General features: G+C 71.3%; 8 protein-coding genes. 2 read left to right on the top strand and 6 right to left on the bottom strand.

Annotated elements, in window-relative coordinates; genetic code table 11:
* Window positions 1-22: 22 nt before the first annotated feature.
* Window positions 23-2,341, bottom strand: a complete 2,319-nt coding sequence (locus ACFY6U_RS15745; protein WP_390038403.1) for an NB-ARC domain-containing protein — start codon at window positions 2,339-2,341, stop codon at window positions 23-25.
* Between the two features lie 109 nt (window positions 2,342-2,450).
* On the opposite strand from ACFY6U_RS15745, the gene ACFY6U_RS15740 reads away from it, so the two are divergent.
* Complete coding sequence (locus tag ACFY6U_RS15740) at window positions 2,451-3,284, top strand: alpha/beta hydrolase (protein WP_351485812.1); 834 nt, start codon at window positions 2,451-2,453, stop codon at window positions 3,282-3,284.
* A 44-nt stretch (window positions 3,285-3,328) separates the two neighbouring features.
* Here the strand turns inward: ACFY6U_RS15740 and ACFY6U_RS15735 are convergent, their stop codons facing one another.
* The 5 genes from ACFY6U_RS15735 to ACFY6U_RS15715 all read right to left on the bottom strand — a co-directional run bounded on the left by ACFY6U_RS15735 (window position 3,329) and on the right by ACFY6U_RS15715 (window position 10,565).
* On the bottom strand, window positions 3,329-4,345 hold the full coding sequence (locus ACFY6U_RS15735; RefSeq protein ID WP_390038401.1) for a 1-aminocyclopropane-1-carboxylate deaminase: 1,017 nt from the start codon (window positions 4,343-4,345) through the stop codon (window positions 3,329-3,331).
* Window positions 4,346-4,359: 14 nt separating this feature from the next.
* Window positions 4,360-5,007, bottom strand: a complete 648-nt coding sequence (locus tag ACFY6U_RS15730) for a GntR family transcriptional regulator (protein ID WP_390038399.1) — start codon at window positions 5,005-5,007, stop codon at window positions 4,360-4,362.
* A gap of 108 nt (window positions 5,008-5,115) precedes the next feature.
* Window positions 5,116-6,705, bottom strand: coding sequence for a TROVE domain-containing protein (locus tag ACFY6U_RS15725; RefSeq protein ID WP_390038397.1), 1,590 nt, complete (start codon window positions 6,703-6,705; stop codon window positions 5,116-5,118).
* Between the two features lie 448 nt (window positions 6,706-7,153).
* Window positions 7,154-8,602: an alkaline phosphatase PhoX gene (locus ACFY6U_RS15720; RefSeq protein ID WP_390038395.1), complete on the bottom strand. Its 1,449-nt coding sequence runs from the start codon at window positions 8,600-8,602 to the stop codon at window positions 7,154-7,156.
* A gap of 532 nt (window positions 8,603-9,134) precedes the next feature.
* Window positions 9,135-10,565: a hypothetical protein gene (locus tag ACFY6U_RS15715; protein WP_390038393.1), complete on the bottom strand. Its 1,431-nt coding sequence runs from the start codon at window positions 10,563-10,565 to the stop codon at window positions 9,135-9,137.
* A 341-nt stretch (window positions 10,566-10,906) separates the two neighbouring features.
* Between ACFY6U_RS15715 and ACFY6U_RS15710 the strand changes: the two genes are divergently transcribed.
* Window positions 10,907-12,733 (top strand): endonuclease/exonuclease/phosphatase family protein, encoded by a 1,827-nt coding sequence (locus ACFY6U_RS15710; RefSeq protein ID WP_390038391.1) that lies wholly within the window; start codon window positions 10,907-10,909, stop codon window positions 12,731-12,733.
* The last annotated feature ends 11 nt before the right edge of the window (window positions 12,734-12,744 follow it).

Genomic DNA, 12,744 nt, shown 5'->3' with positions numbered 1-12,744 from the left:
CCGTGCGGTGACCCGCGCGCCCCTAGCTGCCGGGGCCGTCGGCGTTGTCCGCGACGACCGAATGATCCGCGTCAACCGCACGGGCCGCGAGGCGCTCCAGCGAGGCCGCTGTCCGTTCCGCTGCGGCCGTGTCACCGACCGAGCTGAACAGCCGGTACGCCTCACTGAGTTGGGCGCCTGCCCGGGCCGGGTCACCGCAGTGCTCCAGGGCGGTGGCGAGGCCGGTGAGGGCACGGGCCTTGAAGCGGTCCGTGCCGCCGTGGGTGGCCGGGGCGATGACGGTCCGATACGCCTCCACCGCATCGGACCAGCGCCGAAGGGCCAGCAGGTCACGGGCTATCTCATGCCGCAGGATCGCCTGCGCGAACTCCTGGAAACCGGGCACGTCCCCCGCGTCCGTCCCGAGCAGGCCCTGATGGACGGCCAACGCCTCCTCCGCGCGGCCGGATTCCCGCAGGGCGCTGCCCAGCAGCCGGCGGGAAACCGCCAGCCCGGCCCCATCACCGGTCGCCTCGAAGAGCCGTACGGCGTCCTCGGCCGCCCGTGCCGCCTCCGCGGGCCGGTCCAGGTACATGCCGGCACCGGCGATGTAGACCCAGGCCCAGGCCTGCTGGCCGGTGTCACCGGCCTGGGTCGCCGACTCCAGCGCACGGCGCGCGTGTTCCTCGGCCTGCTCGTACGGTCCGCCGCGCACCGAGTACGTCCAGGCGAGGCAGTTGAGCTGGTGGGCCTCGGCAGCCCGGTCGCCGAGCGCGGCGGCGGCGCGGACGCCGTAGGTGAACACGGTGCGCCACTCGGGCCAGGCGTCCCAGCGGTCGGAGAACCAGTACAACGTCCGCGCCGCGTGCAGGATCTCCGTGTACCGCTCCGCTTCGAACATGAGCCGCAACGCGCCCACCCAGTGAGCACGTTCGGTGCTGAGCCACTCCTCCGCCTCCTCGGCTGACACGGGTGCGAAGGCGGGGACGCCTCCCGGCCACGGCTCGGGCGCGCCGGGTGCCTCGAACCAGCGGCCCGCCGCCGAGGCCGACCGCAGCAGCCAGTCCGCCATGCGCAGGGCGGCTGCTTCGGCCGACAACGGCGGCTCCTCGTCCTGGAGTCGCTCACGCGCGAAGAGTCGTACGAGATCGTGCAACGCGTAGCGGCCCGGCGTGGTCTCCTCCAGCAGGCCCCGCTCGACCAGCAGGTCGAGGGCGTCCTGAACCGCGATCGGGTCGTCGTCGCCGGTGAGTACGGCAGCGAGGTGGGGGCCGGTGTCATGGCCCGGGAGCAGGGTGAGCCGGCGCAGCAGCAGCCTGCGGGGAGCGGTGAGCTGGCGGTAGGACAGGGCGAGCGCGCCGCGTACGGCCAGGTCGCCCGCGACCAGGGTGCCCAGCCGCCGTTCCTCGTCTGCGAGTTGCTCCGCCAGCCGGGCAGGAGTCCAGGCGGGGCGGCTGGAGAGGCGGTTGCCGACGATCCGCAGGGCCAGCGGGAGATGCCCGCACAGTTCCGCCAGCCGGCCGATCGCCTCCGACTGGCCGTCGGTGCGCGGCGTGCCGAGGATCCGTTCCAGCAGTGTCACCGACTCCCTGCCGCTGAGAGCGCCGAGCCGGATGCGCCGTACGCCCTCCAGCCCCGTCAGCGGGCGTCGGCTGGTGACGAGTACGAAACCGCCCTCCGCGTCCGGCAGCAGCGGCCTGGCCTGTGCCTCGTCGGCCGCGTCGTCCAGGACGACCAGCACCCGCCGGGTGCTGAGCGTGGCCCGGTAGACGGCCTCGCGCGCCACCGGGTCCACCGGGATCCGGTCGGGCGGATGCCCGAGCCCCGTCAGCAGCAGGACCAGTGCCTCGGCGGCGGACAGCGGTGTGTCGCTCATGCCGTGCAGTTGCACACTGACAGAGCCATCCGGAAAGAGCTCTCCCAGCCGCCGCGCGGCCTGCGCGGCGAGGGTCGTCTTGCCCTGTCCGCCCGGCCCGAAGAGGACCACCGCGCGGGCGCCGGCGCCTCGGGCGAGCGCCTCCAGATCGGCCAGTTCCTGCTCCCGTCCGGTGAAGTCCGGGACTGTGCGCAGGAGATACGGCGGCGCGGCCGGACCGCCCCGTTCCCGGCCGGCGTCGGCCAGCCGCTGCAACCGCTGCGACTGCTCGCGGTCCAGCTTCAGGGCGGCCGCGAGCGCGTCGACGGTGCGGCGCTGTGGCCCACGGCTGCGGCCGCGTTCCATGTCGCCCAGCGCCCGGACGCTGACCCCGGACGCCTGCGACAACTCCTCCAGGGTCAGCCGCGCCGCCCGGCGCAGGGAACGCAGCATCGCACCGAAGGCGGTGGCGCCGTGGGACATATCGGATGGGGAAAGTCTGGTCATCACGACAATTAGAACAAGCGCTCTCTACTTCCGCCTGCAGTTCTGCCTGGCTGCGGTCCCGCACCAGTGGTGTGCTGGACGCTCCGAACCCGAGAAAGGCCGAACCGCAATGCCTTACATCACCGTTGGCGAAGAGAACAGCGCACCGATCGAGCTCTACTACGAGGACCACGGAACCGGACAGCCCATCGTGCTGATCCACGGGTACCCGCTCGACGGCCACTCCTGGGAGAAGCAGCTTCCGGTCCTGCTGGGGGCCGGACACCGCGTCGTCACCTACGACCGCCGGGGCTTCGGCCGCTCCTCCCAGCCGACCACCGGCTACGACTACGACACCTTCGCCGCCGACCTCGACAAGGTGCTCACCACGCTCGATCTCACGGACGCGGTCCTGGTCGGCTTCTCGATGGGGACCGGCGAAGTGGGCCGCTACCTGGGCAGGTACGGCTCCGGCCGGGTCGCCAAGGCGGTCTTCCTGGCCTCGCTCGAGCCCTTCCTGCTCAAGACCGACGACAACCCGACCGGTGTGGATCAGGCGGTCTTCGACGGCATCCTGGACGCGGTCAGCAAGGACCGGTACGCCTACTTCACCGCGTTCTACCAGGACTTCTACAACCTGGACGAGACGCTGGGCAGCCGGATCAGCGAGGAGGCCGTCCGCAACAGCTGGAACGTGGCGGCCGGCGCCTCCGCCCACGCGTCCGTGGCCTGCGTGCCGACGTGGATCACCGACTTCCGCGCCGACGTGGCGAAGGTCGACGTCCCGGCGCTGATCCTGCACGGCACCGGGGATCGCATCCTGCCGATCGATGCGACCGGGCGTCCGTTCCACGCGCTGCTGCCGTCGGCCGAGTACGTGGAGATCGAGGGCGCCCCGCACGGCCTGTTGTGGACGCACGCCGAAGAGGTGAACGCCGCGCTGCTGTCGTTCCTCGCCAAGTAGGGTTCTCGCCCGCCCGCTACCGGAACAGCCCTGGAAGCGATCCCCTAGAAGAGCGCGCTGTACGCGTTCAGCGCCGGCTGCCCGCCGAGGTGGGCGTAGAGCACGGTGGAGTCGGCGCCGATCTCGCGGCGTTCGACCAGGTCGATCATCCCCGCCATCGACTTGCCCTCGTACACCGGGTCCGTCACCATCCCCTCCGTGCGGGCGGCCAGGCGCATCGCCTCCAGGGTGGCGTCGTCCGGGATGCCGTAGACGCCTGCGTGGTAGCGCTCGTCCAACTCGACGTCCTCGACGGTCAGTTCCCGCTTCAGTCCGATCAGCTGTCCGGTCCGGTGGGCGATGCGCGCCACCTGTTCGCGGGTCTCGGCGGGCTTGGCCGAGGCGTCGATGCCGATGACCCGGCGCTCGCGGCCGCCCGCCTCCTCCAGCGCGGCGAACCCCGCGACCATGCCGGCCTGCGTCGACCCGGTCACCGAGCAGACGACCACCGTGTCGAAGAAGACGCCCAACTGCTGCTCCTGCTCCGCGACTTCGTACGCCCAGCCCGCGAAGCCGAGACCGCCGAGCGGATGGTCGGAGGCGCCCGCCGGGATGGCGTACGGCTTGCCGCCGGACTCCTCGACCTCGCGCAGCGCCAGCTCCCAGCTCTCCTTGAAGCCGATGCCGAACCCGGCGCGGACGAGGCGTACGTCGGCGCCGGCCAGCCTGCTGATGAGGATGTTGCCGACCTTGTCGTACACCGAGTCCGGCCACTCCACCCAGCTCTCCTGCACCAGCACGCACTTGAGCCCGGCGCGGGCGGCCACGGCGGCGACCTGGCGGGTGTGGTTGGACTGCACCCCGCCGATGGAGACGAGGGTGTCGCAGCCCTTGGCGAGCGCGTCCGCGACCAGGTACTCCAGCTTGCGCGTCTTGTTCCCGCCGTACGCGATCCCGGAGTTGCAGTCCTCCCGCTTCGCCCACAGCGCGGCACCGCCGAGATGGGCGGTGAGGCGCTCCAGCGGATGCACGGGCGAGGGGCCGAAGAGGAGGGGGTAACGGTCGTAGGAGGAGAGGGACATCGGAGCTCCAGGGGTCAGTCGGGGTCGGCCAGTTCTGCGAGGCTGCGCCAGATGTCCGCCGTGATGCGGACCGCCGCCTCCGTGTCACCGGCGGCACAGGCCTCGATCAGCCGGTCGTGCAGTCCGGCCGAGCGGCAGGAGCCGCCCTCGCCGAAGCGGCGGCGCTCCAGGCGGCGGATGAGCGGGGTGTAGCGGGCGACGGTGGCGGCGGCCGCGCGATTGCCGGCCACCCGGACCAGTACGTCGTGCAGTTCGTCGTCGGCGCGCAGGGCCCCGTCCACGTCACCGGCCTTTACGGCGGCGGCGAACCGGACGTTGGACACCCGCATCAGATCCAGGTCGGCGTCCCGCAGCCGGGGTACCGCGGCGCGGGTGACCAGTTCGTGCATGGCGCCGACCACGGCCGCCGCGTCCCGTACCTCGGCGGCCACGACCGGCGTGACCCGGGTGTAGCTCTGCGGCTTGCTCTCCAGGAGACCCTCGTCGACGAGGCGAGCGAACGCCTCCCGCACGGGCGCCCGGGACAGCCCGAGCCGCTCGGCGAGCTCGGCGTCGCGCACCACCGCGCCCGGTTCGATCTCACCGGCGACGATGGCGTCCCGGATCGCGGCGTACGCGCGGTCGCGGAGCAGGGTGCGGGGGACGGGTCGCAGGGCCTCCATGAACTGAAATGTTAGATATCAGTAAAGGGCGAGGGCAAGGGGGGGCGGCGGGCAGGGGTGTGACCCGCACCCCCCGTGAAGGTGCGGGTCACGTTCGGAAGGCGGCCCTCAGGCCGCCGTCTCCCACGGCCAGACGGCGTCCCGGGCCGCCTCCAGCAACGGCACCATCCGGAAAGCCGCGTCCGAGAGGCCGCCGAAGGTGTGGCGGTTACCCGTGCCGGACGGGCCGTGGCCCACCCGGTAGCCGGCCAGGTTCCAGGTGTAGACCGGGATGTGCGCAGGGACCTGCTGGGTCGGGTCGCCGTGCCGGTTGAACGCGTACTGCTCGTCGGTGACGATCAGCACCCGGTCCTGCCCCCGGTAGTGGGCGCGGATCGCCGAGGTGGTGTCGGTGCCGCCCAGGTCGCCGAAGCGGTCCAGGATCTTCAGCACCGACTCGCCCTTGCCGAACGTCAGCCGCCTGCTCGTCGTACCGAACTCGACGAGGTCCGCGTCCGCCGCCCGCAGCGCGAGCGCCGCGCCGAAGATCGCCGCCGCGTCGGCCCGGTTGAGCTCCGACCGCTCGGACAGCCGCGAGTAGAACATCGAGCCCGAACGGTCGACGAGCACCAGCGTCCGCCCCGGCAGCGCGGGCACGTTGGCCAGCGAGTGGCCGAGCGCCTGCTCCAGCGGGTACGACCAGCGCAGCGACGGCGCGTGCTGGTACGCGGCCAGGTACCGGAACGGGAACTGCCGCGACCGCGCCACCTCCGCCGGATCACTGATCCGGGCCGCGACCTGCGCGGCGACCTCGTCACAGACTCCGGCCTCGTCGAAGTTCCGCAGGTTGCGGACGAGCGCCATCGTCCCCATGGACGGGATGACCGCCTCCCACGCGGCCTTGTCCATCGGGCCCTGGAGCCAGCCGGCCAGCGCCTCCCAGGTGAGACCGGCCGCCGCGAGCCGCTCGGCGCCACCGAGCCCGGTGACGACCGCGCGCCGCTGCCCGACGGGCAGCGCCATCAGCTCTCGGTGCGCGCCGAGCACCGGGCTCGACGCGGGCGGTACGGCGGTGTCGGGGTTGTGCCGCCGGTCCAGCGCGTACCGAAACAGCTCGCCCTGCCACGGCTTGTCCGGGTCCGGCGCCGCGTGCACCAGGTTGAGGATGTCGCCGAAGCGGTATCCCTTGGAGGCGGTGTCGTACTTGAGCAGCGACTTGCCGTGGTACAGCCGTCGTACGGCGTCGGCGATCCCCCGCTTGACGGGCTTGGGAACGGCGCGGCCGTACGTCGCCGTCCAGTAGGCGAGCAGTTCGCCGGGCTCGTCGGGCCGCTGGAGCACGGAGGCGACGACCTGACGGTTCGAGGGGCCGTCGGTGGCCCCGGCGGTCAGGCGGGCGTGCACGTACTCGGCGGCGCCCACGATCGAGGCGGTCCGCATGTTGCCCTCGCCGCGCAGCCAGCCGAGCAGACCCGCCGTCCAGGCCGGGTCGGTGACGGCGAGCTCCCGCACGAGCGTGGTGAACCGGTCGTCGCGGTCCGCACCGGACTCGTAGAAGGTCTGCTGCGAGACGAAGTTGGCGACGGCGAGCAGGAAGAGCTCGGACCGCGCGTCCCGCTCCCGGCCGCGGCCGCCCTCGTAGGTACGGAGGATCCGCCCCGTCGAGGTGACCCGAGAAATGGGCTGCGCCCGGGCCGCCTTGGTGTTGAATCGCACCATGGTGAATTCCCCCCGAATTCATTGGAGTTTCGGAGGAGGCGCAGCAGAAGGAGGGCGTCCGAGTTCAGAGATCGGCGACGGACCACAACCTGGCGCGTCTGCCATTTCGCCACATCGACCCCGGGCCGATGACGGGAATCGAACCCGCACCCCCTTTCGGGGACCAGAACCTGAAGTAACCGCTGCCTGCGCACCGGACACCCGCCATGAGCTGCGCCTCCCGAGATCAAGAACACGCACCGGGAGGTGCATGAAGTTTTCGGTGTCCAGAGATCGAAGTCGGCGGAACCGACGTAGGTGCTCTAACCCCTGAGCTACACCGGCGCGTTGTACCGGTGGCGGGACTCGAACCCGCGGCCGCCCCATTATGAGTGGAAGTAGGTCCTGCCTTCGCACCTGGACATGCACAACTTTAGGAGGCGGTCCGCGGGCCGAGCGAGTGAATTAACTATCCGCGCTGCTGGCGCTTCCAGGGCCCGGTGATGGCGAGCATGATGCCCGGGGTCTGGATGTTGGCGTACAGGGTCCGGCCGTCGGGCGAGAAGGTGACGCCGGTGAACTCGCTGTACTCGGGCTCCTCTTCGGTGCCGATGTTCAGCTCGTTGCGGGCGATGGGGTAGGTGCGGCCGCTGTCGGTGGCGCCGAACAGGTGCTGGAGGCCCTCGCCGTCCTCGGCGATGACGAGACCGCCGTACGGGGAGACGGTGATGTTGTCCGGGCCGTCGAAGTTGCCTTCCACGGACGGGTCCGGGTTGACGCCGATGCGGACCTTGAGCGTGAGGGTGCGGCGCTTGGGGTCGTAGAACCACACCGAGCCGTCGTGCTGGACGGGGCTCTCCGCGCGGGCGTACGAGGAGACGATGTACACGCCGCCGTCGCCCCACCACATGCCCTCCAGCTTGCGGGCGCGGGTGACCTGGCCGGTGGTGAACTGCTTGCGGACGGAGGTGGTCCTCGCGTCGCGGTCCGGGACGTCGACCCAGTCGACGCCGTAGACCGTGCCGATCTTCGTGGCGCGGGAGAGGTCGTCGACGAACTGTCCGCCGGAGTCGAAGCACTTGAACGCCTGGAGCGTGCCCGCGTCGTCGGCGAGGGTGCACAGCTTGCCGCGCCCGTGGTGGAAGTGCTCGGGCGGGGTCCAGCGGTAGAGCAGGCCGTTCGGGTTGGAGGCGTCCTCCGTCAGGTACAGGTGGCCGCGCTTGGGGTCGACGACGACGGCCTCGTGGGCGTAGCGGCCGAGCGCCTTGACGGGCTTGGGGTTCCGGTTGGCGCGGCGGTCCTCGGGGTCGACCTCGAAGACGTAGCCGTGGTCCTTGGTGAAGCCGTTGGTGCCTGCCTTGTCCTCGGTCTCCTCGCAGGTGAGCCAGGTGTCCCAAGGGGTGTTGCCGCCCGCGCAGTTGGTGGCGGTGCCGGCGATGCCGACCCACTCGGCGACGTGCCCACCGGGGCGGACCTCGACGACGGTGCAGCCGCCGGCGGCGGCCGGGTCGTAGACGAGGCCCTCGGTGAGCGGAACCGGGTACGGCCAGTTGGCGCGGGGGCCGGCCAGCTCGTGGTTGTTGACGAGGAGGGTGGCACCGCGCGGGCCGTCGAAGGTGGAGGTGCCGTCGTGGTTGGAGGGGGTGAACTCGCCCGACTCCAGCTTGGTCCTGCCGCTGTAGGTGATGACGCGGTACTTGAAGCCGGCGGGGAGCGCGAGGATGCCGTCGGGGTCGGGCAGCAACGGCCCGTAACCGACGCCGCCGTGCCCGTGCCCGTGCGGCGCGTCGGCGGCTTCGGTCTCGGTGGCGGCGAGGGCGTTCGGGGCGGTGGCGAGCGCGCCGACGCTGCCCGCCAGCGCGACACCGGCACCGGTGATCGCGGATTTCGCGGCGAAGTCCCTGCGGGTGAGCGACATGGTGTCTCCTGTGACGGTCGGAGTGCCGTGGAGGGTGGCGAACCTCAATTCGGCGCACACGCTCCCGGCCGCCCCTGAACACCGGTTGAACACAGGGCGACATCACGACCGTCTCTTCCATGAATCCGTAATCCCCGCCCCACGCCGCCCCAAAGGCCGCCCCAAGAACACCCCACAGAGGGCAGCGCTTTCCTCGGCCGAGGAATGGAGTTCCTCACCGGAGGCCGCCCCCTGCTGAGACCCGAGACCGTCCCGAGACCGAGGCCCCCAAGGCACCCGGGGCCCGGGCCCCCGAGGGCCACCCCTCCCGACAGACGGTTCTTCTCCGCCGCTTCATTTTTTCCCGCCGCAACGGCGCTCAGCCCAAACGGCGGCACCCGGCGGTGCCCGACCACCCACACGCCCCATCACACCGGCGCGCACCACGACACCGCGCCCCGCCGCATCCTCTTTTCCCGCCGCGACGGCGCTCAGCCGGACACAACGCAGCCGGCGGTGCCCAACCTCCGCGCACCCCCCACCCCTTCAGCCCCTACCCGCCGTGCTGCGACCGTGCCTTGAACGCCGCCTTGCGGGCCTCCTTGGCCACCTTCTTGTCGGGGTGCAGGCGGCCCATCGCCTCCAGGACGTCGGCCGTGTCGGGGTGCCCCACCCGCCACGCCTGGGCGAAGAACCCGCCGTGCTGCCGGGCGAGGCCCTCCACCAGCGCCTGGAGCTCCTCGGAGTTCCCTTCGGCGGCCAACTGCGCGGCCACCGTGTCGATGGTCAGCCAGAAGATCATGTCCTGGGAGGGCGCCGGCACGTCGGCGGCGCCGCGTTCGGCCAGCCAGACCCTCGCCAGGCCGCCCAGCTCGGGGTCGTCGAGGACCTCACGGAGGGCGGGCTCGGCCTCGGCGCCGAGCAGGGACAGCGCCTGCTGGCAGCGCAGCCGCCGCAGCGGGGCACCCGCGTCCGCACCGCGCGCGGCGGCCAGCAGTTCGCGCGCCGCGGCGAGGGACTCACGGCGGGCGAGCCACTGCTCGGTCTCGGCCTGCGCGGCGCCCTGCGGAAACGCGGCCGTGCCGTCGAGCAGCGCGTCCGCGCCCTTGTCGGCGAGCTCGCCGACCGCCGGTGCCTCGAACCCGGCCTCCAGCAGCCGCGCCCGGAGCCCGTACGCGCCGAGCGGGGTGAGCCGCACCATGCCGTACCGGGAGACGTCGGCCTCGTCGACCGGCCCCGCCGCCGGCTCCTCCTCCGCGTCGGCCATCAGCGTCTCGTCGACCGGCTGGTACTCGACGAGCCCGACCGGCTCCAGCAACCGGAACTGGTCGTCGAGCCGCATCATCGCGTCGGAGACCTGTTCGAGGACGTCGTTGGTCGGCTCCCCCATGTCGCTGGGCACGATCATCGACGCGGCGAGCGCGGGCAGCGGCACCGGCGCCTCGCCGGGACCGCCCTCGCTCACGGTCAGCAGGTACAGGTTGCCGAGGACGCCGTCGAGGAACTCCGCCTCCGCCTCCGGGTCCCAGCCGAGTGACGAGAAATCGACCTCGCCGCCCTCGTCGAGCGCGTCGACAATTCCGTCCAGGTCGGGCACGCTCGCGTCGGCGATCACGGTCTCCAGCGCGGCCTGCCACACCGCGAGCACGTCGTGCGGCGAGCCGCCGGTGAGCAGCGCCAGCTCCTCCCCCGCCGCCACGGTCCCGGCCTCCTCGTCGGCGATCTCGACCAGTCCGGCGTCCACGGCGACCCGCCAGGCCTCACCGGCGTAGGCGACGGCGTCCTCCCCGGTGAGTCCGAGCACCTCGGCGGCGGCCGGGAGCTGCTCCTCGACCAGTTCGCCACCTGCGTCCACACGGGTGTCGGGGCCGGCCCAGCGGGCGAGCCGCGCGGCCCGGGTGAGCAACGGCGTGGACAGCGCGGCGTGCGCCAGCTCCGCTTCGGAACGCAACCGCACCGGGGGCAGGGGAGCGCTGTCAGACATCGGCTGGTTCTCCTCGGACGCCTCAACGGTCGTACGGCGACATGGACACCGTATCGACGGCCGTACGACCACCTGGACGCCGTACGGCTCAGCCGCTCAGCCTAGACGGATTTCCACCCATGCCGCCCGGTTCATCTCCCCGCCCGGCCCCGTACATGGCTGAAACCTTGACAACTGCCTTGATCAGGCAGGAGATTGACGCGCGTAGAAAGCGGGGGGACAACTGTTCACTCGGTATCTACGCGTGTCATATCCGCGTCACATGGCATACATGAACGTGTCATGAACGCTCCATAAACCGCCCTTGTCCCGGCGCTTCCGATGTCCCCGGAGGGATTCCCTTGCCGAGCAGGTCTTCCGCGCGTCTCGCCGCGCTCACCGTCGCCGCCGTCTGCAGCGCGGCGTCCACCGTCGCCCTCACCTCGCCCGCGCAGGCCGACGGGCTGCGTATCCACGACGTCCAGGGCACCACGCGCATATCCCCGTACGCCGGCCAGAAGGTGACGGACGTCCCCGGCATCGTCACGGGCACGCGCACCTACGGCTCCTCCAGAGGTTTCTGGATCCAGGATCCGACGCCGGACGACAACCCGGCCACCAGCGAGGGCGTCTTCGTCTTCACCAGCTCCACCCCGAAGGTCGCGGTCGGCGACTCCGTCAAGGTCACCGGCACGGTCTCCGAGTACGTCCCGGGCGGCGCCTCCACCGGCAACCAGTCGCTGACCGAGATCACCAAGCCGACCGTCACCACCGTGTCCACCGGCAACGCGGTCCCGGCGCCGGTCGTGATCGACAAGAAGTCGGTGCCGAGCGCGTACACCCCGGCGGGTGACACGGCCGCCGGCAATTCGATCAACGGCCTGACCCTGCAGCCGAAGAAGTACGCCCTGGACTACTACGAGTCCCTGGAGGGCATGAACGTCCAGGTCAAGGACGCCCGCGTGGTCACCGCCACCGACCCGTACGCGGAGCTGTGGGTCACGGTGAAGCCGCACGAGAACCGCACCGGCCGCGGCGGCTCGCTGTACCGCTCCTACCGCGACCAGAACACCGGCCGCCTCCAGATCCAGTCCCTCGGCTCGACCGCGGACTTCCCGGTGGCGAACGTCGGCGACACCCTGACCGGCGCCACGACCGGCCCGATGGACTACAACCAGTACGGCGGCTACACCCTGGTCGCGGGCACGCTGGGCACCCTGAAGAGCGGTGGCCTGCAGCGCGAGACGACGAAGAAGCAGTCGCACGGCCAGCTGGCGGTGGCGACCTACAACGTCGAGAACCTCGACCCCTCGGACGGCACCTTCGCCGCGCACGCGTCCGCGATCGTGAACAACCTCCAGTCGCCCGACATCGTGTCCCTGGAGGAGATCCAGGACGACAACGGCGCGACGGACGACGGCACGGTCGCCGCCGACGTGACGGTGAACAAGCTGATCGACGCGATCGTCGCGGCCGGCGGCCCGACGTACCAGTGGCGTTCCATCAACCCCGTCAACGACCAGGACGGCGGCGAGCCCGGCGGCAACATCCGCCAGGTCTTCCTGTTCAACCCGGAGCGGGTCTCCTTCGTGGACCGCGCGGGCGGCGACTCCACCACCGCGGTGGGCGTCGCCAAGGTGCACGGCAAGGCCCAGCTGACGGCCTCCCCGGGCCGCATCGACCCGGCGAACTCCGCCTGGACGGCCAGCCGCAAGCCGCTCGCCGGCGAGTTCGTCTTCCAGGGCAAGACGGTCTTCGTGATCGCCAACCACCTGAACTCCAAGGGCGGCGACCAGGGGCTGACCTCGCAGTACCAGCCGGTGGTGCGCAGCTCGGAGACCCAGCGCCACGCGCAGGCGACGCTGGTCAACGCGTTCGTCAGGAACATCCTCGACGTCCAGAAGGACGCCGAGGTCATCGCGCTCGGCGACATGAACGACTTCGACTTCTCCGGCACCACCAAGATCCTGGAGAGCCACGGCGCGCTCTGGTCGGCGATCCAGTCGCTGCCGACGAAGGAGCGCTACACCTACGACTACCAGGGCAACGAGCAGGTCCTGGACCAGATCCTGATCAGCAAGCAGATCCGCGGCAAGGGCGACTTCGAGTACGACAGCGTGCACATCAACTCGGAGTTCCACGACCAGATCAGCGACCACGACCCGCAGGTGCTGCGCTTCCGCCCGTAAGCGGTCGGCCT

Source organism: Streptomyces sp. NPDC013157, assembly GCF_042899865.1.
Taxonomy (GTDB): Bacteria; Actinomycetota; Actinomycetes; order Streptomycetales; family Streptomycetaceae; genus Streptomyces.
This window is presented reverse-complemented; position numbering and strand designations above follow the sequence as displayed.